We start from the raw sequence: 24,161 nt of genomic DNA, 5'->3' as shown, positions 1-24,161 counted from the left end.
CTCGGCAGTGTGTTCAACCAGCATTGCTGTTTTCCTGCCCTCAGGTTCTGTACGAAAAGTCAGCACGAACGCTCAGGCCGGCTCGGCCACTTGGGAAACCACCAGGTGCTCGGCAATGCTGTCCGCCAGTGCCGCCAACACTGCCTGGTCGCCGGCCGGGCTGGTCATGAGCATGAACTCTGCATCGGGCAAGGCGGGGAGACCATGCTCCGACGTCAAGGCCACCAACCCCGGGGTCAGTTGACTGGCCGGCATGGGGGCCAGGGCGAAGCCGCTCTCGGCCGCCGCCCTCAGGCTGGCACCACTCATGCACAGCATGGCCGTGCGCTGGGCAATCCCCGACAGCGCCAGCTTCGTCAGGGCGGCCTCCCGATAGGGACACGGCTCGGGAAACAGGGCCAGAGGCAGGGGGGCCGACAAACGGACCGGAGCCCGCTCGGCCCAGGCCCATACCAGGGGTTCGCGCCACAGCAACCGCCCCGGTTCGTGCGTGCCGCACTGGGCCCCCAGGACCAGGTCCACGTCTCCCCGCTTCATCGCCGTGACCATATCGCCGGGGATGCCGACGCGAACCCCGATATCGACCCCGGGGTTGTCATCCATGAAACCCTTCAGTGTCTGCAGCAGCAGCGGATGCGCGCAGTCCTCGGCGACCCCCAGGCGTACGTTGCCCTGATACGTCGATCGCGAGAGTTGCGTCATGGCATCCCGGTTCAGGGCGAGAATCGCGCGAGCATACCCTGCCAGGCATTCACCATCCGGCGTCACTTCGAAGGCCCGCGTGGTGCGCTGCAGTAGCGGCTTGCCGACCTGAGCTTCCAGTCGCCGCAGATGGCCGCTGATCGCCGGCTGGGTCAAGTGCAGACGCTGGGCGGCCCGAGTGAAGCTCCCTTCGTCGATGACGGCGACAAAGCTCCTCAGCAATAGTAGATCGAGCATGGGCATATCATTCCGTGATAAATATTGTCACGCCATCTTATATATCGTTCAGGCAGCTCCGGTATGTGCCACCCACTTTTCCGATCTTCTGGAGAATAGCAGAAGCTCGGAAAGTTACACATATGGCTTCATTATCAATACCATCATGTAACTCAATTTATATTTTCTTATGCGACATGTTGGCATATGGTGTCCCCATACAGGAGTCACGACCCATGACCACCATCCTGCATATCGAGTCTTCCCCGCGCAAGCAGCGCTCCGCATCCTTGGAGGTTGCCCGCGAGTTCATCTTTCACTATCGGCAATGCCATCCGTCAACAGTGGTCAAGAGCCTGGACCTCTGGAGTGCGAGCCTGCCTGAATTCGATGCAGATGCCATGGCAGCAAAATACGCCGGCCTCAGCGGCGCCACCCTGACCGCGCCCCAGGAGCATGCCTGGAATCAGCTACGCTCCCAGGCGGCGCCCCTGCATGAGGCGGACATCCTGGTCTTCTCCGTTCCCCTCTGGAATTTCAGCATTCCCTATAAACTCAAGCACTTCATCGACCTGGTATCGCAGAAGGACATCCTCTTCTCGTTCGACCCCGAAAAAGGATTCGGCGGGCTGCTGGAGAACAAGAAGGCGGTCGTCGTCTACGCGAGAGGCCTCAACTATATGAAGGGCTCCTTCACGCCCGCACCAGAGTTCGACTTTCAGAAACCCTACGTCGAGGCATGGCTGAAGTTCATCGGCATCACCGATGTCTCCTCCTTGATCGTCGAGAAGACACTGTTCGGCCCTGACATCGATACGGAAGCCAGGGCGTTGGCCAACCGCCAGGCCCAGCAACTCGCCGCCACCCTTGCGTCCCCCCAGCACACCAAGCCATCGCCTTCGCTCACCTGACCCCTGAGCGGCCGTCCCGGGCTCGAACGTGTCTCGAGCCCGGGACGATAACCTCCGCACCTGGCCACGTGCTACCGAGCAGCGTCGGCAAACGCTCTCCATGGCGCTAGGCTGCCAGCGGCGGTTGCGCACTTGCCTCCTCCCGGGCCCTGATCGGGTGCTGGGCCCCGGCTCATCATCGCCGCCTCCCATGGCCCTGCAACGCGGGTCGTGATTCACGGGGGCGTGGCAATGGCTCAACAGCGTGGTGATTAGTCAATCCCGCCATCAATCCGGCAAGCACATATGAAATTCAGCCGAAAAAAACCCACCAAGGGCATTATTTTTATCGGGCAATTGATCCTCTGCGCTCTTCTGGCATATCGTTGCCCGTTCTGCACGGCATTAGAAACCGGATTAAATAACAACACTCGATGTTATTCATCATGGAATGATATATGTTAAACCCACTGCTGCTTAGAAGCTTCGTCGCCGTCATCGACGAGGGCAGTTTCACTCGGGCCGCCCAGCGTCTTCACTTGACCCAGCCGGCGATCAGTGGACATATCCGGCGTCTCGAAGCACAAGTCGGCAAGCCACTGTTGCGACGCACCACTCGCTCGTTCGAGGTGACGCCGGACGGCGAATGGCTGATGGGTTATGCGCGTGCCATTCTCTCGCTGGCCCGGGATGCCATGGCCCAGCTCTCACGCTCCTCCTTTCAGGGCAGAGTGCGCATCGGCATTACCGAGGACTTCGCACACTCCCACCTGCTGGGCATGCTGCAGGCGTTCATGTGGGACAATCCGGACATCGGGATCGAGGTGCAGGTCGGGATTCCCGGCGGCCTGATCAAGGCCATGAGACAGGGGTATGTGGACCTGGTCCTTGGCGCACACGGGGGAGCACATGAAACGGGCCGGCTGCTCTGGCGCGAGCCGCTGGTATGGGCGTGGAAAGAGCGAGACGAGCATCACCTGCCCTCGCCGCTACCCCTGGCCCTGTTTCCCGAGCCCTGCCCCTACCGGGAAGCCGCCCTGACGAGGCTGGCGCTATGGGGCTTCACTCAGCGTACCGCCATGCTGTGCCTGAGCAACGCAAGCCTGCACGCCGCAGCCGCGACAGGCTTCGCCATCGCGCCGATGCCGGCCAGTCAACTGGCCCCCGGGCTGGTGGCCCTCACCTCTGACCATGGCCTGCCACCACTGCCGGACACCGAGTTCATGGTGACCATCAACCCGGGGGGCGATCAACCTGTCCTGGCCGCGCTCGCCGATAGCCTGGTCGAGAGTTTCGCCTTGCCCTCCTCGCCGGTCACCGTGCCCGCCTGAGGCACGGCCGGCTCGCAGTAGCCGCATCGGCATGCCACAGGTGCATCACCGCATAGGCGCGCCAGGGCCGCCAGGCCTCGGCTCGCGCCAGCAGGCCCCGCGCGGTCGGGCGCCGGCCGTCGACCACCAGCGCACGCTGCAGCGCCACGTCCGAGGCCAGGAAGGCGTCGTTCTCCTGCAAGGCACGCATGGCGATGTAGTGCGCCGTCCAGTCGCCGACCCCCGGCAGGTCACGCAGCCGGGAGATGGTCTCCGCGAGATCGTGGCACCGATCGAACAGCCGTGGCTCGGCCCGATACGCCGACGCCAGCTGCACCAGGGCCGCCGCCCGGGCGCCGGGCATGCCGATGGCCGCGATGGTCTCCAGCGCGAAGCGTTCGGGCAGGGGAAACAGCCGGTCCAGCCCGGGCACCCCCGCGTCCTCCGGCAACCGATCGCCCAGGCGATCGACGAGACGTTCGGCCAGGCGCGTGGCCGCCCCGACGGTGACCTGCTGGCCGAGGATCCCGCGCACCGCGACCTCGAAGGCATCCCAGCCGCCCGGCACTCGCAGCCCGGGGCGTGCCTGGACCAGCGGCGCCAGTGCCTCGTCGCGGCTAAGCGCCCGCCGGATCGCCTCGGGGTCGGCCTGCAGGTCGAACAGCCGCCGTACCCGGGCGATGATCCCCGGCAGCGCGTCGAGGCGAGGAAAGCGGATGGACACCCGCAACACCGCCTCCTCCGGCACATGGGTCACCGCGATCTCGCCGATCTCGGCCCCGAGGCGAATGGTGCGGCGATAACGGTTGCCGTCGACCGCTTCGAGGCCCCGGATCGCTCGCACGCCGAGAAAACCCAGCATCGCCTGCCAGTCGTAGGGCGGCCGATACGGCAGCAGCAGGGAGATGTCCGGCCTGGTTGGCGCCCGATCGGCACCGCGCCGGCCCCGCAGCGTGCCGGGAGCGCGGCCGTAGAGCCGCCGGAAAGTCTCGTTGAAGCGCCGCACGCTGCCGAAACCGCTGGCCAGCGCCACCTCGGTGATCGGCAGCTCGGTCTGGTGCAGCAACTGCTTCGCCAGCAGCAACCGACGGGTCTGGGCGACCACCACCGGTGCGGCGCCGACATGCCGCAGGAACAGCCGCCGCAACTGCCGGGCGCCCAGACCCAGCCGATCCGCCAGGGCTTCGACACTGCCGCCATCCAGCGCGCCCTCCTCGATCAGCCGCAGCGCGCGCGTCACCGTCGTCGAGGTGCCGGCCCAGGCGGCGGAATCCGGCGCGCTTTCCGGGCGGCAGCGCAGGCAGGGCCGGAAGCCGGCGGCCTGGGCCGCTGCGGCCGAGGCCACGAAGGTGCAGTGCTCGAACTTCGGCGGCGGCGCCGGACAGAGGGGCCGGCAGTAGATGCGCGTGCTCTTCACGCAGGTGAAGAAACGCCCGTCGTAACGGGGGTCGCGCGCCAGCAGCGCCCGATAACAGGTATCCGGAGTCAGGTTCATGGGGTCAAGTCTAGCCGCGCCTGCCGGCTGTACCGGCGGCTTTCGGACCCGGTTGTCAGTTGCGAGTCGGGCCGCTTCACTGCAGCCCGGCCACCAGTTCGGCCAGGCTGGCCTCGACCGACGCCCCGGGCGTGCGCGCCTCGTCGCCCTGTCGATACTTGCCGGTCCGGACCAGCGCACCGCCCATGCCGATATTCATGGCCGCCGCCACATCGGCTTCGGCATCATCGCCGATCATCAGCGCCTCCTTCGCGCCGACGCCGACATCCTCGAGCACGGCCCGGAAGAAGCCCGCCGCCGGCTTGCCCAGCACCACGGCCTCGGTGTCGGCGGCATATTCGAGTGCCTTGACGAAGGGGCCAACGTCCAGGTGCAGGCCGCCGTGCTGGCGGAAATAGCGGTTGGTGCCCACCGCCAACAGCGGCGCACCCTGCTGGAGCACCTGGAAGGCCTCATCGAGATGCCGATAGTCCAGTCGATGCTCGGCATCGCACAGCACCACCGCATCGGGGTCGACGAGGTTCAACCCGTCGAACTCCGGCTCGAGGGCCTCATGAACCAGCAGGTAGGGGCGCAACCGGTGCCGCTCGAGATAGCGCCGGACGGCGGCCGGCGCCGTGAAGACCTGTTGCCGCTCCAGCTCGAAGCCCATCCCCAGCAGCTCGGCATAGACAGTAGCGCTGGTCTTGCGGGAGGTATTGGTCACGAAGCGCAGCGCCAGGCGGGAAGCCTGCAGCCGCGCCACCGCCTCCACGGCACCGGGCAGTGGTACCCCGTCCTCGTGCAGCACCCCGCTGATATCGAGCAGAACCGCCTGCAGCATCTTCCTCCCCCCTTCTTCCCTGCCCCCTCTCCAGCCTAGCAGGCAGCGGTGGAGAAGCGTGCCCTGACAGTCGCCGACCGCTGCTGCCTGTCGGGTGCCTCGTCGCGACGTCGCGAGGGTACCGACAAGGAAAGCCGGCCGATAAGGTCCTATCCTGAAACCGAGGCAGAGGACCCGAATGATCGCCAGGAGACCGTCATGCTAGACACGGATTTCCGAATGCTCGCGATGGGGCTACCCGGCGCGGTGGAGCACGCCCACATGAACCATCCCGACTTTCGGGTCAGCGGCAAGATCTTCGCCTCCCTGGGCTACCCCGACGGCGCCTGGGGCACCGTCATGTTGACGCCGGAGGAACAGCAGCACTTCATCGCGGAGAACCCCGAAGGGTTCCAGCCCGCCCCGGGGAGCTGGGGTGAACAGGGCTGTACCAGCGCGCACCTGGCCTCGGTGGATCATCACCAGGTGCGCGCCGCCTTGATCGCCGCCTGGCGCGACAAGGCCCCCAGGCGCATGACAGAACACTTCCAGGAATAGGTCCGAACCGGGCACGCCCGGGCCGCTGCCCCGTCGCGCGGCGACCCCGGCGGGCCATCGTACCGGGGCTGGCGCCACCCGGGCGAGCTGGCGTGCGCTCGAACAACGACTCTCTCGAACGACTCGAAGTGAATAGGCAACGCCCTGTCATCGACACGGTGAATCCATGGAACCGTGACAAACCGGATTCTTGGCCATGTGGGCTGGAGCCTGGGCTAATCAAGTGTGATTTCAAACTCGCATACTTCAACCTGCCGTCTACCACAACACCCTACCGCAGGTGGGGATCATGTCGCTGCATGTTGCAGGCACTTGAATAGCAGGAGTGAAGTATGGAAACGCGATTCGACGAAATCATCACCTCACGGGTGCGGCTTCGAGAAGTGATCCAGGAACCCAGCCGCAAGGTCAGCCACAAGGTAATCGACCACATCGACGATATCTGCGCACGCTTCATCGCCGCCTCACCGTTTGTCGTCGTGGCGACACGCGGACTGGAGAATCGGCTGGACCTCTCGCCCAAAGGCGACCCCGCCGGGTTTGTCGCCGTCCTCGATGCAAATACGTTAGCGATCCCGGATCGACTCGGCAATAACCGGGTCGACAGCTTCGAGAATCTGCTCGTGCATCCCCAGATCGGGTTGATCTTCATGATCCCAGGGGTTGGCGATACCCTGCGTGTCAGGGGCAAGGCGCGCCTCGTCCGCGACAAGGCGCTACAGGAACGATTGGCGGTGGCGGGAAAGGCACCCAACCTGGTGCTTGTCGTGACCGTCGAGGCGGCTTTCATGCACTGCCCCAAGTGCATCGTACGCTCGCACCTGTGGAGCCCGGCACATTGGCCCGACACCCGGAAGGTACCGTCGCTTGCCGAAGCGATGGTGGCGCACGGGGCTCTCGACGACAGCGTGCCTCAAATGCAAGCGATCATCGACCATGACGGACGGCAACGGCTGTATTGATGATGCGGGCCGGGCTACTCCTCCTCGGTGGGCCGATAGGCCTGCATCAGCCGGCGCTGGACGGGCTCGGGGGCCGGCTCATAGTGGCTGAACTGCAGGGTGTAGCTGCCGGCACCTCCGGTCAATGCATTGAGCCGATTGGAGTAGTCGGCGATCTCCGCCAGCGGCACGACCGCCTGGATGCTGACCTGATCGCCATGGTTGCTTGTGTCCTGGATGCGCCCGCGACTCGCGGCGAGATCCGCGGTGAGATCGCCCATGGCGCTGCTCGGCCCCTCGACCACCAGCTCCGCCACCGGCTCGAGAACCACCGGGCTCGCCTTGCGCACCGCGTCGAGGAACGCCTTGCGACCGGCGATGACGAAGGCGATCTCCTTGGAGTCCACCGGGTGGGTCTTGCCGTCGTGCACGGTGACCCGGATGTCCTGCAGCGGGTAGCCGGCCACCGCCCCGCTGGCCATGGCCTGGCGTACGCCCTTCTCCACCGCCGGCAGCAGCGAGCCCGGGATCACTCCGCCGCGGATGGTATCCACAAACTCGAAGCCGGCCCCGCGCGGCAGCGGCTCGACGCGCAGGAACACCTCGCCGAACTGCCCGGCCCCGCCGGTCTGCTTCTTGTGCCGGCAGTGCCCCTCGGCGGGGGCACCGATGGACTCCCGATAGGCGATGGAGGGCGTGCTGGTCTCGACCTCCAGCCGGAAGCGCTCGCGCAGCCGCTCCAGGGCGGTGCGCAGGTGCAGCTCGCCCAGGCCGCGCAGCACGATCTCCTGGGTGGTGGCGTCCTGCTCCACCTCGAGTCCCCGATCCTCCTCGACCATCCTGGCCAGGGCTTCCCAGAGCTTCTGTTCGTCACCATGGCGGGACGCCTGGATCGCCAGGCCGAACACCGGAGCGGGCAACGCCACCGGGCGCAGGTGGATATGGTCCTCGTCATGGGAGTCGTGCAGCACGCTGTCGAAGGTCACCTCATCGACCTTGGTCAGGGCACCGATCTCGCCGGGGCCCAGGCGCTCGGCGTCGAGATGCTCGCCGCCCTGCAGGCGAAACAGGGTGCCGACCCGGAACGGCTTGCGGGCCTCGCCGGCAAACAGCCGGGTGTCGCGGGTGACAATGCCCTGGTGGACACGAAACACCGCCATCTTGCCGAGAAAGGGGTCGTGTTCGATCTTGACCACGTGGGCCAAGACATGAGCATCCGGGTCGGGGCGGGCCCGATACTCCCGGGTGCCCTGCGCGTCGTCGCGCAGGAAAGGGGGAGGATTGCCCTCCAGGGGATTGGGCATCAGCCGCGCGAAGACGTCCAGGAGTTCGCGGACCCCGGCGCCGCTGGTCGCCGAGGTGAAACAGACGGGCACCAGATGTCCGTCGCGCAGGGCGGCCTCGAAAGGGTCGTGGAGCTGCGCGGGGTCGAGCTCCTCGCCCTGCTCGAGATAGAGCGCCATCAGCTCCTCGTCGAGTTCCACCACCTGGTCGACCAGCATCTCGTGAGCCTCGGCCACGGAGGAGAAGTCTGCCTCGCCAGCGGGGGTGAAGAAGCAATCCACCACCGCCCGGGCCCCCTGCGACGGCAGATTGAGCGGCAGGCACTCGGCACCGAAGGTGGCACGGATCTCCTCGAGCAGGGCGGGCAGTGCGGCGGGCTCGGCATCGATCTGGTTGACGACGATCAGCCGGCACAGCCCCCGCTCGCCGGCCCACTGCATCATCCGCCGGGCGCTGGCCTCGATGCCGCGGCCGGCGCTCACCACCACCGCGACGGTCTCGACGGCCGGCAGGATGGAGAGCGCCGCCCCCTGGAAGTCGGCCAGGCCGGGAGTATCGACCAGGTTGATCCAGGTCTTTCGCCACTCGATACCCAGTACCGAGGCGGTGACCGAGTGCTGCAACGCCTTTTCCTGTGCCGAGGTATCGCTGAGCGTGGAGCCCTTCTCCACGCTGCCCGCACCGTCGACCGTCCCGGCCGCCGCCAGCAGCGCCTCGGCCAGGGTGGTCTTGCCGGTACCGGACGGGCCGGTCAGGGCGACATTGCGGATACGTTCAGGGGGTCGCTCGGGCATCGCCATACCCTCCATGCCGGCCCATATCATGATGAATGCACGATCTCCCTAGAAGGGTAGCAGCCGGCGGGGGAAACGGCGGTTCGCACCGTCGCTACTGCATGCTCCGTCCGCGGAAGTGATGGCGCTCGATGCCCCCGCGAATGGGCGCTCGCCGCTGGAAGTGCCGGTGTTCGAAGCCGCGGCGAATCGCCTCCCGCCGCTGGATGCCCTGATGCTCGATGCCGATGCGAATGGGCGCACGCCGCTGGAAGTGTCGGGGCTCGATGCCGCGGTGGGACGGTGCAAACCGCTCGCGTTCGAACCGGCGTGGGCCGAAGTCGACCGTCGGCGAGTGAATCCGGCCGGGGGTCCCGAACTTCACGTCGTCGGGCCGTCGAATCGGATGCCGGATAACGCGGCCGGGACGTTCGAACCGACGGGGGGCGATGTCGACCGCCGGCGAGTGAATCCGGCCGGGGGTCCCGAACTTCACGTCGTCATGTCGCCGTGTCCGATGCCGAATGCCTCGGTCGGAATGCCGCGGCACGTGACGCCAACGGTGGCCATCGTGGTGCCGCACCCGATGCCGCGGAGTGATCACGACCGCCCCCGGCGGATGCCGATGCATATGCGTCACCCCATGGCGGGGGTGCCGGTCGACGGTGCCGAAGGCGAACTGCGTCGACACCAGAACCCCGGGACGCCACAGGATGTCGACATGCACCCGAGAGCTCGCCACCGGCAGGGAGCGAGACGGCAACGTCTCGGGATGGAGCGCGCTCGAGTGCAATACCGGTGACGCTTCCGCTGCAGACGGGGCCTGGGCAGACAGGGGCGATACCGCCATGAACAGGAGCAGCCAGGGGGCGAGTACCAGCCTGGCAAGGACACCCATGGGTCATACCTCCTCGGCGGGCAGGCCTGATCAGGAAGGACCACACGGCTCGTTCCCGCGTCAAGCGCGCACACCGCTTTCCGGCGCCCGGACGTGGGCAGCGCAGGTGTGTGGCGCTCCCGCGGCGGGGGCTCGGTGTCGACTAGATAGGACCTCCGTCGCCCCCGCATCGTTCCCCTGGCAGTCACGCCGGGCGGGGAGCCCGCGCCTCGGAGGAGAGCGACCGATAGCCGGGGCCGCGCCGCAGCTGCTGCGTCGCCTGCCACTGCTCGGCGGCAGTCAGCACCGCCAGGCAGTGGACCTCGCCGTTGTGCAGTACCGCCTCCGGCACACCGTCTCGGTAGCGCAGGCGGTTGCCCGCCACCGCCGGCAGGCGCGAACCGGGGGTGAGAATCCCCACCAGGTTGAGTGGGTCGGCGGCCGACACCACGACGCGGGTCTCATCCGGTTCGCGCTTGCGCATCGCCTTGAGCGCGCCCACCGCCTCCGGCAGCGCGAACTGCTCGCCGGCGAACTGCTGCACGAAACGCCCACCGCGGATCTCGCCGCGCGCCTCCAGGCGGCGATAGACATACAGCAGCTCGCGCCACGGCGGCAGCGCCGGCTCGCGTTCCAGGACCCGCCGGAACACCACGCCGTAGCGGCCGAGCAGCACCCAGGCGATATGCTCCAGGCTCTCCATATCGGTATTGATGCGACGCTTCTCGGCGGCCGGTTCCCGCTCCGGTGCCGGTAACCAGGACCAGCGCCCCGCGGCGTCCACCCCCGGTGCCTGGTGGCGACGCCGTCGGCCGCGCGCGGCGATCGGCGGCCGCTTGCTGGCCGGCGCGATCAGCGCGCGCACCCCGGTGAAGCTATCGGACGTGACCAACCCCCAGGCGGCCAGTTCGCCCAGCGCTTCCTCCACCTGGGTGCGCAGCATCCGCGTGGGGGCGGGCAGGTCGGCGAAGAACATCGCCCCGCCGGCCTGCAGCGCCTCGAGCACCCGGCGGGCGCCGCCGGACAGCGGCAGCGCCGCGGGATCGGGCCCTGGGGCGGCGGCACGCCAGTCGCCCAGCGCCTGCCGCTCGACCAGGGCGATCGGCGTGTTGCGCAGCGGTCCCGGGCGGTGACGCTCGTCGTCCGCCGCCACCCGCGGCGCCACCAGGCGCAGCCACACGAAACGCCCGCTGGCGAGCAACTGATCGAGCAGGTGGGGGGCATAGTCCGCGATCCGCGCCGGCAGCACGTCCTGCTCCCAGGCGCCCGCCGCCATCGGGAACCCCTCCAGGCGCTCCACCGCCGCGGCCAGGGCGTCCACGCCCTCTGGCCGCTCCGTCAGGCCGTGCCAGTCGAACAGGAAGCGCAGGTAGTGCTGGACGCTGACCGGTTCGATCTCGGCACGCTTGAGATCGACGGCGTAGCGATGCATCCGCGCCAGCAGCCGCCGTTCGCACCATTCGACCTCGCCGGCGCCCCCGGTGAAGCTGCCCTGGAGCACGAAGCCCTCGGCCTCGAGCCTGGCCAGCGCCGCCGTTACCCGCGCCAGCGGCATGTCCAGCGGGGCGGCAAGCGTCGCGGCCGTCACCGGCCCCAGCGCCTCCAGCCGCGAGCGCAGCACCTCGATCAGCGCCTCGTCGGCACTCTCGGGAACCGGCCCCACCGCCTCGATGGCCGGGTCGAGCCGCGCCTCCGGCTGGATCCCGAGCAACTCGCCGAGCCGTTCCGCGGCGACCCATAGCATCTCGCCGCCAGCGATGGACACGGCCGTGGCCCGTCGTGACTCGATCAAGCCGGCGAGCCAGGCCCACCATTCGCGACCCTCGGCTTCCGTTGCGGTCAGGAAACCGCATAGCACCAGGGCATCGTGGAGTTCGTCCGCGTCCCGCGGGTCCGGCCAGGCCTCGTCGCGTACACGGCGGATGACCTCGGGGTCGTAGCGTGCCGAGGCCGCGGCTTCCGCCACATCCAACGCCCCGCCGGTGCGCACGCTCAGGGTGCGGCGTTCCTCCTGGGCACCGTCGTCGAGGAAAGCATAGGGCCGCGCATTGACCACTTCCTCCGCCAATGGTGACGGCACGGCGAGGTCGCGTCCGCTCACCGCGATCTCCCCCCGCTCCAGCCGCGCCAGCAGCCGTTCCAGCCCCTCCACGTCCATCGCCTCGGTCAAGCAGTCGCGCAGGGTCTGGGCGACCAGTGGGTGGTCGGGAATCTCGCGGGCACCGGCCAGGTTCTCGGCGCAGGCCAACTGGTCGGGAAAGACCACCGACAACAGGTCCTCGGCGTCCTGGCGCTGCAGCTGGGGCGGACGCCGCCGGCCGTTGCGGGTGCGCGGTACCGCCAGGCCGATCGAGGCGTTCCAGCGCCAGCGCAGGCCGAACATCGGCGCGTCGAGCAGCGCCTGGACGAGCACCTCGCGCACCGTCCCGGCGTTCAGGTAGTGCCAGACCTCGTCGAGCGGGAAGCTGTGGGTGGGGCCGAGCGACAGCACGATGCTGTCCTCCAGTGCCGCCGCCTGCAGCTCGAAGTTGAACTTGCGACAGAAACGCTTGCGCAGCGCCAGCCCCCAGGCACGATTGAGCCGCGAGCCGAACGGTGCGTGCAGCACCAGGTGCATGTCGCCGGCCTCGTCGAAGAAGCGCTCGAGCACCAGGTGGTGTTGGCTGGGCACCACCCCCAGTGCCGCCCGCGCCACGGCGAGATAGGCCGTCAGTTGTTCGGCGGCGGCGGGCGACAGGCCGTAGGCGGTTTCCAGCCACGGCTGGGCCTCGTGGCCCTCGGCCAGTTGGTTATCCACGCCCTGTCGCAGCCGCGACACCGCCATCGACAGCTCCGCGCTGCGCCCCGGCGCCTCACCGAGCCAGAAGGGAATGCTCGGCGGTGCGCCCCTGGCGTCCTCGACGAACACCCGTCCGGTCGCCACCTTGAGGATGCGGTAGCCCTGGTTGCCGAGCTGGAAGACATCGCCCGGCATGCTCTCGAAGGCGAAGTCCTCGTTGACCGTGCCGACGCGGAGCTCTTCCGGCTGCAGCACCACGTCGTAGTCGAACTGGTCGGGAATCGCCCCGCCGTTGGTCAGGGCCACCAGACGCGCGCTCCGCCGCGGCCGCAGGCGGCCGTTGACCCGGTCGCGGTGCAGGTAGGCGCCACGCCGCCCGCGGCGGGTGGTGTAGCCGTCGGCGAGCATCTGCAGTACGTCGTCGAAGCGCTCCCGGGGCAGCGCCCGATAGGGCCAGGCCGCGGTCAGGCGGCGGTACAGCGCCGCCTCGCCGCACTCCTCCGCGCCGGCCACCTCGGCGACGATCTGCTGGGCCAGCACGTCGAGCGGTCCCTCCGGAATCTGCAGGCGATCCAGCTCCCCCTCCTTCACAGCGCCCAGCAGGGCCGTGCACTCCAGCAGGTCGTCGCGGGTCAGCGGGAACAACCGCCCCTTGGGCAGCCGGCCGACGCCGTGGCCGGAGCGCCCCACCCGCTGCAGCAGGGCGGAGATGGAGCGCGGCGAGCCGAGCTGGCACACCAGGTCGACCTCGCCGATATCGATGCCCAGTTCCAGCGAGGCGGTGGCCACCAGGGCGCGCAACTCGCCCCCCTTGAGGCGTCGTTCGGCATCCAGGCGGTGCTCGCGGGCCAGGCTGCCGTGGTGCGAGGTCACCGCCGCCTCACCCAGGCGATCGGCCAGGTGGCGCGCCACCCGCTCGCAGACGCGCCGGGTGTTGGCGAAGATCAGCGTGGTGCGGTGCTCCGACACCAACGCCGCCAGGCGCTCGTAGACCTCCTCCCACACCTCATTGGCCATCACCGCGGCGAGCGGCGAGCCGGGCACCTCGAGCCCAAGGTCGCGCTCGCGCCCATGGCCGATGTCGAGCACCGTGCACGCGGCGCCGCCGGTGAGAAAGGCGGCGACCTCCTCCACCGGCTTCTGGGTGGCCGAGAGACCGATGCGCTGGGGCGGTGCGTCGGTCAGGGCGGCCAGCCGCTCCAGCGACAGCGCCAGGTGCGAGCCGCGCTTGCTGGCGGCGACGGCATGGATCTCGTCGACGATCACCGAGCGCACGGTGGCCAGCATCCGCCGGCCCGACGCCGAGGTGAGCAGGATGTAGAGCGACTCCGGGGTGGTCACCACGATATGCGGCGGCCGCTTGCGCATCCGCTCGCGGTCGCCGGTCGACGTGTCGCCGGTGCGCACCCAGGCACGGATCTCCGGCGTCGGCAGGCCCTCTGCCGCCAGTTCCTCGGCAATCCCCGCCAGCGGCGCCTGCAGGTTGCGCTGGATGTCGTTGGACAGCGCGCGCAGTGGTGACACGTAGAGCACCACCGTCTCGTCGGGCAGACCCACTTCCAGCCCACGGCGCACCAGGGCATCGATGGCCGCCAGGAAGGCCGCCAGGGTCTTGCCCGAGCCGGTGGGCGCGGCGATCAGCGCGTGGCCACCTGCGCCGATCGCCGGCCAGGCGCGAGCCTGGACCTCGGTGGGCGCGCCGAGGTCACGCTCGAACCAGGCCGCGACGGCGGGATGGAAGGCATTGAGCGGCATCGTTCCACCCAAGGAAGCATCAAAGGAATACCTCTCCTGCCTCCTGATGATGACGCCTCATTAGAGCTTGGTCCAATCAATCGCCTTGTAAAACCTCACTGACGGAACCATGGTCAAAGTAGAGCTTGATTGCCTATGGAGAGTCCATGACACAGTGGAACGATAGGCGGCCGGAGAAGCGGCAAGGCCAAACAGGGCAAGGTAATGGCCCGCCGGGCTTGAACGAGGAGTTTCGGAACAGATTCCGGCAACAGTGGCTGCTGTTCGTGTGGCTGTCGCTGGGGATCGTGCTCCTCTTCTACTATCTCGACTCCCAGCAACAGCCAACACAGGCCAAACTCACTTACTCCGAATTCGTGGAAGCCGTGGAAGAGGGCTACGTAAGTGAGGTTACCCTGCATGGTCAGCAGGTCGATGGCACCTTGACCGACGATGGCCGCAGGAACCTGGATGTCGGTGATGCTCAGGCATTCGAGACCGTACGCCCGGATACCGATGCCCAACCGCTTCTCGACCGGCTCGAGCAACATGGGGTCAACATCACCGCCCTGTCGACCGAGCCCCCCTGGTGGCAGCGGATCCTGGCAGGAATGCTCCCTTTGATCCTGATCCTCGGTCTGCTGTTCTGGTTCTGGTATCGCATGCAGCAAAAGGCGATGTCCGGAGGCGGGCTTTTCGGCATCGGCCAGTCGAAGGCCAAGAGGATCCAACGTGAAGACAGCCACGTCCGCATGAGTGACGTGGCCGGCTCGGACAACGTCAAACGGGAAATCACCGAAGTGGTGGAATTTCTCAAGAATCCCGAACGCTTCCGCCAACTCGGCGCCAAGATCCCACGCGGCATCCTGATGATGGGGCCGCCAGGCATCGGCAAGACCTTGATGGCACGTGCCGTGGCCGGTGAGGCCAATGTGCCGTTCTTCAGTATTAGCGGATCCGAGTTCATCGAGATGTTTGTCGGTGTCGGCGCTTCCCGGGTACGCGATCTCTTCAAGCAGGCCAAGGAAGCAGCCCCCTCGGTAATCTTCATCGATGAACTCGACTCCGTGGGCCGCACCCGCGGCGCCGGCATGGGCGGCGGTCACGACGAGCGCGAGCAGACGCTGAACCAGATCCTCTCCGAAATGGATGGCTTCGAGGTAGAAGAATCGGTGGTGGTGCTAGCCGCCACCAACCGCCCCGACGTCCTCGACCCGGCATTGCTGCGTCCCGGTCGCTTCGACCGCAAGATCACCATGGAACGTCCGCACAGGGAGGCGCGTCATGCGATCCTCCAGGTCCATACGAAGAATATTCCCTTGGCCGAAGACGTCTCTCTGGAGCGTTTGGCCCAAATAACCACTGGTTTTTCCGGTGCCGACCTTGCCAACCTGGCGAACGAGGCCGCTCTGTTCGCCGGGCGTCGCGAACAACAAGAGGTCGACTGGGCCTGTTTCGCCGATGCACGCGACCGCATTTTGCTCGGCGAAGTACGGGAAGCCGCACTTTCCGAGCGAGAACGACATATCGTGGCCTATCACGAGTCCGGCCACGCGCTATTGGCCTACCTGCTACCCAATGCAGACCCGCTGGAGAAAGTCACGGTCATCCCGCGCGGACAAGCATTGGGAGTGACCGCTCAGGTTCCCGAGGAAGAGCGCTACAACTACAACGAATCCTACCTGCGAGATCGCATCACCGTGATGTTCGGCGGTCGCCTGGCCGAATCCATCGTCTTTGGCGAAGTCAGCAGTGGCGCGGAGAACGATCTTCAGCAAGCGACCCAACTCGCCAGGCGCATGGTGGCGCACTGGGGCATGAACGAACGCATCGGGCCCGCCGCCTTCCCCCAGAGTCAGGAGCATGTCTTCCTCGGCAAGGAACTCGCCCAGGGGCGCGAACACAGTGACGCCACGGCCGCCATGATCGACGACGAGGTTCGCCGGCTGCTGACGGAGATCGAGTCCCATGGCCGCGAGTTGCTCGAGCAGAACCGTGACCGCCTGGATGCCCTTGCCAGCGCCCTGGAGCAGTATGAAACCCTGGAGGTCGAGGAGATTCGTCGTATTCTCGAAACACCGGAAGAAAGCCAACGCTCGCGGGATCCCCAACCCAAGTGACGGAACGATTGACAACCGAAAGCCCCTGCCCTAAGCCTGAATTAACTCGCAGCACCCTCGGAGCAACGGTTCTGTTCCGTTCACCACCTGGAGGGGCGTCTCATGCCTCAACAGAAACGCCTATGCCGGCTGAGTCTCGCAGCAACCGTCACGCTATTGATGGCCGGGACTGCCTTGGCCGGACCAGAGAACATCGAGTTTCCGGAAAACTACGCCAGCACCTTCGTGCGCTACACCACGGTGGACAAACCGGAGCGCGATCCGCCCATCGTGCGCTTCATGTACGTCAATGCCGATGCTTTGGCTGCAGCGCAGCCGAACGAACCATTGCCGCACGGCACCATCGTGGTCATGGAGGACCACAAGGCCGAACTGGCGAACAACGGTGAGCCGACACATGACGCAAGCGGACGTTTCATCCCCACGGATGAGATCAGCAACGTGTTCGTGCAGCAGAAGGAGCAAGGCTGGGGAGAGGAGTATCCCGAAGAGAAGCGCAATGGCGAATGGGAGTACGCCTGGTTCCAGCCCGACGGCACCCGACAGGACAGGAGCATGGATTCCTGCTTCGAGTGCCACCAGCAGGTCGCGGATCAGGATTTCACCTTCACGACCTGGCCATTCGTCATGCACATCAAGAGCGAGTAACCCCCGCCGCGCATGACGCTGTCCCCCCGCTGGCGGCAAGGGTGCCGGGCGCGGACCCGGCAATTTGACTCCTACTTTCCACGAGCATTATTATGCATTCGATTCTGTTTTCCTAGGGCCCCTTATGCTCAACCGAGTTTCCACGTCTCTCTCCTCTGTTGCGCTATGTTTTTCGCTTCTCGTCGCCACGCCCTCAGCCTCCGCGTTCACTTTGTCGGAGGGCAAGGGACGTTTCTGGTATTCCCTGCCGAGCAGCGATCAGCGACTCGAGGTCTATACCTATCTACCGGACAACGTAGATTCGGCATCACCCATCGTGATGGTGATGACCGGTAGCTCACGCAATGCCGTTCTTAATCGCGATATATGGGCCACTAAGGCCGACGAATACGGCTTCATCATCGTCGTGCCGCACTTCGACAAGGAGGATTATCCCGGAGCAAGGAGCTACAACCGGGGAAACCTGGTCGACAGAAAAACCCAGCGGCTCAACCCCCCGGAGGAGTGGTCATACAGCGTTATCGAGCCACTATTCGAGGAAGTGGCGGAGACGCTGGGCTCGACCCGAGAGGAGTACTACCTTTTCGGTCATAGTGCCGGCTGCCAAGTGGCTCATCGACTACTGACCTTCGACATCACCAACAAGGTAGAAGCATTGGTATGCAGCGCACCAGGCGTATGGACGTTTCCAGATGACGACATGCCATGGCACTTTGGATTAAAGGATGATCCCCTGGATGTGGAGACGGCGGATCTGGCCGACTATTTCGCCATGCCGGTGCTGATCATGGTGGGTGAGAATGACGACAACCCCAATCACTCCAAGCTTGCAAACTCCTCAAGAGCGATGGCCCTAGGTGCGAACCGCGTAGAACGCGCCGTCAATTACTTCGAAACTGCGGAAGAGCAGGCCCACCGGCTTGACGTGCCGTTCCACTGGAATTTCTACCTCGTGCCCGACGTCAACCACAGCACTCGCAAGACGGCCGAATTCGCCGCAGGGCAGATTGCTCGCTTCGAACGCGGCGAGGGTTTCGTCGATATGGAGCCCTGACTCGCTGAACTGGAACCGGGCCTGACAGAGCTAGCAGGGCTCGCCTTTCTCTACCGATGGCCCATGGACTTCCCCACCTAGCGCGCCGACATGGCGCAGGCTGATGATGGAGACCACCGCCTGCTCGCCCAGTTTCGCTGCGACCTGGCAGCCGCCCCCCGAGGACCTGGCCATGCAGGAGCTGATCGAAGCGCTTGCCAAGCGATCGCCGGACTTTCGCCGTTGGTGGGAGCAACCCAATCATGAGGGGTACCGCTACGGTATCGGCACGATTCTCGATACCGCATCGAACCCGAGAGAGTACGAACATGCCACGCTGCTGGTAGACGAGTACCGGCATCTCAGAATGGTGGTTTATTTATCTTCCTCCGTCTCATCCGGATAAACGAACAACGTCAACATATTGCCATCGCCAGCACAAGCACAAGCTGTCTAAAAGCCAGCGCTATATTGAGGCCGATAACGGTCTTGTTTCAGGAGTGCATGGAATTTCCCCAATGCTCGAGAAGCATATCGATAAACAACTGGGCTGTACTGGAGATACTGTGCGAACTACTTCTGACCAGGCCAATGGTTCGCTGTATGCGGGGTTCGGGAAGCTCACGTGCGCAGAGCGTGTCATGGTCCGGGCCGGGCATCGTCATCTTGGGCAAGATCGCCACGCCCAACCCGGATTCGACCAAGCCAAGTGAGGTGGAAAGGTGTTGAACTTCGTAAAAGCTGTTCAGCCGGATGCCTTCGGGAGAAAGTGCATTGTCCAGTAAGGTACGATTTCCACTATCGCGACTGACGGTAATCAATCTGACCTGCTCGAGATCCGCCCATTCGATACTCTCCTTTGCCGCCAACGGATGGTCGGATCTCAGAGCCAGTACGAAGGGATCTCGTAATAGTGGTGTAAAGGAAACCTCCGGGCTTTGTGCGCTGAACATGTTGATGCCGAAGTCGGCCTCGCCATTGATGACCCGCTGCAGTCCCTCGTTGGCGCTGACGTCGAGGATGCGGATGCGGATACCCGGCCAAGCCTCGCTGAAACCACGAATCACGCTTGGCAGGAAGTAAAAAGCGGCGGTGGGCAGGCAGGCGATCGTGACAGTGCCCTTCTGGTGCGTCGCCAGCTCTCGTATGTTCAGAATCGACGACTCGTATTCCTCGATCATACGCCTGGCACGTGGCAGGAAATCCGCCCCGATAGGCGTCAGCTGTGTCCTTCGAGTGGTTCGTTCAAGCAACTCGATTTCCAAAAGCTCCTCGAGCTTCTGAATGCGTCGCGATAGAGCCGGCTGAGAAAGATGGAGACGTTGCGCAGCCTCATGGAATGAACCCAGCTCTGCGACCAGTATAAAAGCTTGAAGATCAAGGAATTCCAGGCGATGTAGCATGGATGCACTCGTGCATGACGTGATAGACATTGATAAGCATAGCACATTAATCCGATATACGAATCAATCACGCCATTTATTTGCATTTGAAGCATCAGTTGTCCACTGACATGCTCACATCACGACTTCCAAACGCGATGTGGCATGACGATGATAAACAGCATTCCCTGCATGATCATGCGCGGCGGCACCTCCCGAGGCCCCTTCCTGCGCATGAGCGACCTTCCCAGCGGCCAGGACGCCCAAGCCGAGATCCTGCTTAGCCTGATGGGCTCGGGCCACGCCCTGCAGATCGATGGCATCGGCGGTGGGGACCCCCTGACCAGCAAGATTGCCATCGTGGAGCGCTCTTCCCATGCCAACGCCGATGTCGATTACCTGTTTGCCCAGGTCGATATCCTCAATCGACGTGTCGACTTCACCCCGAACTGCGGCAACATGCTCTCGGCGGTCGGCCCCTATGCGATCGAGACGGGCCTGGTGGAACCCCAGGACGGCAAGACCGTCGTGCGGGTGCGCAACCTCAACACCCAGCGCCTGATTGAATGTCACGTACCAACGCCGGGCCGCCAGGTCAGCTATGAGGGCAATACGTCCATCAGCGGCGTGCCCGGAAGTGCCGCCGGCATTCAACTCAGCTTCCTGGATATCGTTGGCGCCAAGACCGGCGCGTTGCTGCCGACCGGAAAGGCGTGCGACTCGATCGAAGGTGTCGATGTCACCTGTCTCGACGCTGCGACGCCGATCATCATGCTCGACGCTACGGACCTCGGCCTGAGCGGCGATGAGTCCCCCGCCGAACTGGACGGCCATAGCGCCCTTCTAGAGCGTCTCGAAAGCATTCGCCGTAAGGCAGGACGGAGCATGGGACTGGGCGACGTCAGCAACAGTGTCTTGCCCAAGCCGGTGCTGGTCTCCGCAGCGCGTGACAGCGCCATCACCCTGTGCACGCGGTACTTCGTACCCCACCGCTGCCACAAGGCCATCGCCGTCACGGGTGCCATTGCCGTCGCCTCAGCGGTCAGTGTTCCCGGTACCATCGCCCACCGCATCGCAGTGGAAAGCGGGCGCATATCCGCGGGAGAGTGCCTGGCGCAGGTGAGACTGGCGCATCCGTCCGGCTTCATCGACCTCGACGTCGAGCACCGCCAAGGCAATGCCTGCGATATCGCGCGCGTGTCACTGGTTCGTACCGCCAGGAAGATCATGAGTGGCACGATCTTCTACACCGCTTCCACGCCACCCGGTGAGACAATGCCTGCATTGCAGGCCAATTGATCATCGCTACCCTCGGGTGTCTTGCCACCCGCTAACGACAACAACCAGGAGCATGCCATGACCCTCCACAAGACCACGACAGCTCGCACTTCGCTCGGTCGCCTGAAAAAAGTCGCCGCCCTTGGCCTGGCAATCGCCGGGCTCGGTCTGACGGCCTCCGCATCCGTACAGGCACAGAACGTGGATGTGCCAGGAACCATCAAGTGGACCGTTCCCTTTGGCGTCGGTGGTGGTACCGATGTCTGGGCCCGATTCTTCGCGCCCTGGCTGAGCGAGCACATTCCCGGCCAGCCCAACATCATGATCGACAACGTGCCGGGTGGTGGCTCCATCAACGGCTCCAACCTCTTTGCCATGCGCGCCAAAAGCGACGGTAGCGATTGGCTGGGCGCCTCCGCTTCGACCCAGTATCCCGCCATGCTGGGAGACAAGCGGGTACGCTACGACTACTCCGCCTGGACACCGATCCTGGCGACCCCAACCGGTGGCGTCGTCTACGCCCAGGCCAGCCTGGGTGAGGACAGCGAGAGCGCGCTTGCCAGCCTGCTGGAACAGCCGGTCAAGCTGGCGGTCCAGAGCCATACCGGACTCGAGCTGCCGGTCCTGATCGCCCTTGACATGCTGGGTGTCGAGGTTCAGGCCGTCTCCGGCATGCAGAGCCGCGGCGAAGGCCGCTTGGCCTTCGAGCGTGGCGAAGCGGACATCGATTTCCAGACCACATCCGCCTATCTGAGTAGTGTGGCCCCCCTGGTGGAGTCGGGCCGCGCCGTCCCGCTCTTCTCGCTCGGCGTGATGAATGACGCCGGGGAGATCGTGCGCGACCCAGCCTTTCCCGACCTTCCCACCTTTAGCGAGGTTTATGAAGAGGTGCATGGCGAGGCCCCGAGCGGTACCGCCAACGACGCCTACGAGAAGTTCTTCGCCTCGGGCTTCACGCTCCAGAAGTTGATCATGGTGCCCAATGACACGCCCGAGGCACTCGTCGAGACCTACCGGGAAGCGGCCCTCAAGTTCATCGACACCGAGGAGTTCAAGCAGGAGGCCGACGCCCAACTGGGTCCCTACACCCCGATCGTTGGCGATACCGTCCAGCAACATCTCGAGGACGCCATGTCCCTGGATGACGCTACCCGCGAGTGGCTGGTGGACTGGTTGTCATCGAAGCACGGCGCCAGTATCTGACGCGTGACATCGGGCATTGGTCCTTGGGCCCCAGGGTTTAGGCCAATGCCCCGGGCTCCCCTCATCGAATAACACGAGAGCCGCATTCATGTTCGATATCCTTCTCTCCAGTCTGGGGCAGCTGTTCACCCTGCATCATCTGCTCTACATGGTCCTTGGCGTGCTGGTCGGTCTGGTGGTCGGGATCATTCCCGGCCTCGGTGGCATCGCGGGAATGGCGTTGCTGCTGCCCTTCCTCTACGGCATGGAACCGAGCGTAGCCCTCGGCATGCTGATGGGCCTGGTTGCCGTGATACCCACTGGCGATACCTTCGCCTCGGTGCTGCTGGGCATTCCCGGCTCCAGCGCCTCCCAGGCCACCGTCATCGACGGCTTCTCCCTGGCCAAGCGCGGCCAGGCCGCACGGGCCCTGTCCAGTGCCTTCCTCGCCTCGATGATCGGCGGACTGATCGGCGCCGCCGTGCTGACGGGATTCATTCTGATCGCCCGGCCGGTGGTGCTGTCGTTCTCCTCCTCCGAGCTCTTCATGCTGACCCTGCTCGGGCTGTCGATGGTAGCGGTACTCTCCGGACGCGACCTTCTCAAGGGACTCGCCGCCTGCGGCCTCGGCCTGCTGGTCGGGACCATCGGCATGGCGCCCGCCACCGGAGAGTTCCGTCTCAACTTCGATATCGACTATCTCTACGATGGCATACCGCTGGTGGTCATCGGCCTGGGGATCTTCGCACTCCCCGAGATCATCGATCTGCTGGTCAAGCGCGGCGCCATCGCCGGGGAGCCCGCTCGGCTCGGTAAGGGCTGGCGGCAAGGCATCAAGGATGTCGGCCAGCATCGTGGATTAGTGGCGCGCTGTGCGGGCATCGGTAGCCTGCTGGGCACGATTCCTGGCCTCGCCGGCTCGGTGGTGGACTGGATGACCTATGGCCATGCCGTGCAGAGCGCCAAGGACAAGTCCCAGTTTGGCCAGGGCGACATCCGCGGCGTCATCGCACCGGAATCCGCCAACAATGCCTGCGCCTGTGGCGCCATGGTGCCCACCCTGCTGTTCGGCGTGCCTGGCTCGGGCACCGCCGCCGTCTTTCTCGGTGGCCTGCTGCTGCTCGGCCTGCAGCCCGGTGTCAGCATGATCGAGACCAATCTCGACCTGACCTACACCATCATCTGGTCGCTGGCCCTGGCCAACATCCTCGGTGCGGCGCTCTGCCTGGGCCTGGCCCGACCGGTCGCCAGTCTGACCCGTGTGCCCTTCGTCATTCTGGCGCCCCTGATCACGGTACTGATCATGTTCGCGGCCTTCCAGGCCACGCGCTCCCCGGGAGACCTGCTGGCCCTTGGTGCGGTCGGGCTCCTCGGTGTCCTGTTCAAGCAGGCCGGCTGGTCACGTCCCGCTTTCCTGATCGGCTTCGTCCTGGCCCCTGGCGCTGAAGCCTACTTCTATCAGGCCGTACAGTTCCAGGGCAGCGATGCCTTCCTGCGCCCAGGTGTGCTGATCATCGGCGCCTTGATCCTCGCCGCCCTGCTCATGCCCATGCTGCGTCCGCTGTGGCGCAAGCTCCGGTCGGTCGATCCCGAGGAAGCGGCTCCAGAAAGCCCCAAGCCCCCTGTCCCGATGGGCGCCATCGACCTGGTACTCTTCGTCGCCCTGGTGGGAACGGCCATCTTTGGCTGGTTCAACCTCGCCGACCTCAGCCTGCTCGGCGGCCTCATGCCACGCCTGGCCCTTGCGATCATGGGCATCGCCTGTCTACTGGAAATCCTGCGCAGCCTGATTCATCGGCCGACGTGGCAACGCCACCCCCTCGGTCAACAAGTCGTCTGGCTGGTAGGCTTCTTCGTCCTGGTCGGCACGATCCTGACGCTCGGCTTCATCACCACCGCAACGCTGTTCTGCCTGGCCTTTCTGATGATCATCGCGCGTCTCAAGCCCTGGGTGACCATCGGCATGTCTGCCGGGGTGGCGGTCTTCCTGGTAAGCATGGCGAAAGTGCTGACCCTGACCTACCCGAGCGGACTACTCGATCCCTGGCTGTTCGGCTGAGGGGAACTGGAAATCTGCTCACGAACGAACCGCCGCTCCAGGAGCGGCGGTACGTCCTTTGTCCAGAGCGCGGACATCTGCGCGAGCGAGGGGATCCC

At 65.3% G+C, this 24,161-nt stretch carries 18 protein-coding genes; 12 read left to right on the top strand and 6 right to left on the bottom strand.

The annotated features are described in order from the left end of the window. Positions 1–72 precede the first annotated feature (72 nt). The gene (locus tag QLQ85_RS17615) at positions 73–939 is read right to left on the bottom strand and encodes a LysR family transcriptional regulator (RefSeq protein WP_282740200.1); all 867 of its coding nucleotides are present in this window, start codon (positions 937–939) and stop codon (positions 73–75) included. Positions 940–1,154: 215 nt separating this feature from the next. On the opposite strand from QLQ85_RS17615, the gene QLQ85_RS17610 reads away from it, so the two are divergent. Both QLQ85_RS17610 and QLQ85_RS17605 read left to right on the top strand, forming a co-directional pair. Continuing rightward, on the top strand, positions 1,155–1,829 hold the full coding sequence (locus QLQ85_RS17610) for an FMN-dependent NADH-azoreductase (RefSeq protein ID WP_282740199.1): 675 nt from the start codon (positions 1,155–1,157) through the stop codon (positions 1,827–1,829). A gap of 437 nt (positions 1,830–2,266) precedes the next feature. Then, the gene (locus QLQ85_RS17605) at positions 2,267–3,139 is read left to right on the top strand and encodes a LysR family transcriptional regulator (protein WP_282740198.1); all 873 of its coding nucleotides are present in this window, start codon (positions 2,267–2,269) and stop codon (positions 3,137–3,139) included. On the opposite strand, the gene QLQ85_RS17600 is transcribed toward QLQ85_RS17605, so the two are convergent. Both QLQ85_RS17600 and QLQ85_RS17595 read right to left on the bottom strand, forming a co-directional pair. Beyond that, positions 3,123–4,613, bottom strand: coding sequence for an AlkA N-terminal domain-containing protein (locus QLQ85_RS17600; protein WP_282740197.1), 1,491 nt, complete (start codon positions 4,611–4,613; stop codon positions 3,123–3,125). The genes QLQ85_RS17605 and QLQ85_RS17600 overlap by 17 nt on opposite strands. Before the next feature lie 76 nt (positions 4,614–4,689). Continuing rightward, on the bottom strand, positions 4,690–5,436 hold the full coding sequence (locus QLQ85_RS17595; protein WP_282740196.1) for a TIGR01458 family HAD-type hydrolase: 747 nt from the start codon (positions 5,434–5,436) through the stop codon (positions 4,690–4,692). Positions 5,437–5,634: 198 nt separating this feature from the next. On the opposite strand from QLQ85_RS17595, the gene QLQ85_RS17590 reads away from it, so the two are divergent. After that, positions 5,635–5,973, top strand: a complete 339-nt coding sequence (locus QLQ85_RS17590; RefSeq protein WP_282740195.1) for an MmcQ/YjbR family DNA-binding protein — start codon at positions 5,635–5,637, stop codon at positions 5,971–5,973. Between the two features lie 332 nt (positions 5,974–6,305). Beyond that, positions 6,306–6,935, top strand: a complete 630-nt coding sequence (locus tag QLQ85_RS17585; RefSeq protein ID WP_282740194.1) for an MSMEG_1061 family FMN-dependent PPOX-type flavoprotein — start codon at positions 6,306–6,308, stop codon at positions 6,933–6,935. A 14-nt stretch (positions 6,936–6,949) separates the two neighbouring features. Here the strand turns inward: QLQ85_RS17585 and fusA are convergent, their stop codons facing one another. After that, positions 6,950–8,992, bottom strand: a complete 2,043-nt coding sequence (fusA, locus tag QLQ85_RS17580; RefSeq protein ID WP_282740193.1) for an elongation factor G — start codon at positions 8,990–8,992, stop codon at positions 6,950–6,952. A gap of 121 nt (positions 8,993–9,113) precedes the next feature. Between fusA and QLQ85_RS17575 the strand changes: the two genes are divergently transcribed. Beyond that, the gene (locus tag QLQ85_RS17575) at positions 9,114–9,773 is read left to right on the top strand and encodes a hypothetical protein (RefSeq protein WP_282740192.1); all 660 of its coding nucleotides are present in this window, start codon (positions 9,114–9,116) and stop codon (positions 9,771–9,773) included. A 280-nt stretch (positions 9,774–10,053) separates the two neighbouring features. Here the strand turns inward: QLQ85_RS17575 and QLQ85_RS17570 are convergent, their stop codons facing one another. Next, positions 10,054–14,382 carry a DEAD/DEAH box helicase gene (locus QLQ85_RS17570; RefSeq protein WP_282740191.1) on the bottom strand — a complete coding sequence of 1,443 codons (4,329 nt, stop codon included), beginning with the start codon at positions 14,380–14,382 and terminating at the stop codon, positions 10,054–10,056. A gap of 146 nt (positions 14,383–14,528) precedes the next feature. On the opposite strand from QLQ85_RS17570, the gene ftsH reads away from it, so the two are divergent. The 4 genes from ftsH to QLQ85_RS17550 all read left to right on the top strand — a co-directional run bounded on the left by ftsH (position 14,529) and on the right by QLQ85_RS17550 (position 18,568). Further along, positions 14,529–16,481, top strand: coding sequence for an ATP-dependent zinc metalloprotease FtsH (gene ftsH / locus QLQ85_RS17565; RefSeq protein WP_282740190.1), 1,953 nt, complete (start codon positions 14,529–14,531; stop codon positions 16,479–16,481). Between the two features lie 102 nt (positions 16,482–16,583). Beyond that, on the top strand, positions 16,584–17,129 hold the full coding sequence (locus tag QLQ85_RS17560; RefSeq protein WP_282740189.1) for a cytochrome P460 family protein: 546 nt from the start codon (positions 16,584–16,586) through the stop codon (positions 17,127–17,129). A gap of 124 nt (positions 17,130–17,253) precedes the next feature. Continuing rightward, the gene (locus tag QLQ85_RS17555; protein ID WP_282740188.1) at positions 17,254–18,183 is read left to right on the top strand and encodes a hypothetical protein; all 930 of its coding nucleotides are present in this window, start codon (positions 17,254–17,256) and stop codon (positions 18,181–18,183) included. A 103-nt stretch (positions 18,184–18,286) separates the two neighbouring features. Then, positions 18,287–18,568: an MmyB family transcriptional regulator gene (locus QLQ85_RS17550; protein WP_282740187.1), complete on the top strand. Its 282-nt coding sequence runs from the start codon at positions 18,287–18,289 to the stop codon at positions 18,566–18,568. An 88-nt stretch (positions 18,569–18,656) separates the two neighbouring features. On the opposite strand, the gene QLQ85_RS17545 is transcribed toward QLQ85_RS17550, so the two are convergent. After that, on the bottom strand, positions 18,657–19,565 hold the full coding sequence (locus tag QLQ85_RS17545; RefSeq protein ID WP_282740186.1) for a LysR family transcriptional regulator: 909 nt from the start codon (positions 19,563–19,565) through the stop codon (positions 18,657–18,659). Between the two features lie 144 nt (positions 19,566–19,709). Between QLQ85_RS17545 and QLQ85_RS17540 the strand changes: the two genes are divergently transcribed. The 3 genes from QLQ85_RS17540 (at position 19,710) to QLQ85_RS17530 (ending at position 24,063) form a co-directional block, all read left to right on the top strand. Next, positions 19,710–20,843 carry a 4-oxalomesaconate tautomerase gene (locus tag QLQ85_RS17540; protein WP_282740185.1) on the top strand — a complete coding sequence of 378 codons (1,134 nt, stop codon included), beginning with the start codon at positions 19,710–19,712 and terminating at the stop codon, positions 20,841–20,843. A 57-nt stretch (positions 20,844–20,900) separates the two neighbouring features. Beyond that, positions 20,901–22,025 (top strand): Bug family tripartite tricarboxylate transporter substrate binding protein, encoded by a 1,125-nt coding sequence (locus tag QLQ85_RS17535; RefSeq protein WP_282740184.1) that lies wholly within the window; start codon positions 20,901–20,903, stop codon positions 22,023–22,025. An 88-nt stretch (positions 22,026–22,113) separates the two neighbouring features. Further along, a complete protein-coding gene (locus QLQ85_RS17530) occupies positions 22,114–24,063 on the top strand; it encodes a tripartite tricarboxylate transporter permease (protein WP_282740183.1) in 1,950 nt (649 codons plus the stop codon). The last annotated feature ends 98 nt before the right edge of the window (positions 24,064–24,161 follow it).

Source organism: Halomonas kalidii (assembly GCF_030010475.1).
Lineage (GTDB): Bacteria > Pseudomonadota > Gammaproteobacteria > Pseudomonadales > Halomonadaceae > Halomonas > Halomonas heilongjiangensis.
This window is presented reverse-complemented; position numbering and strand designations above follow the sequence as displayed.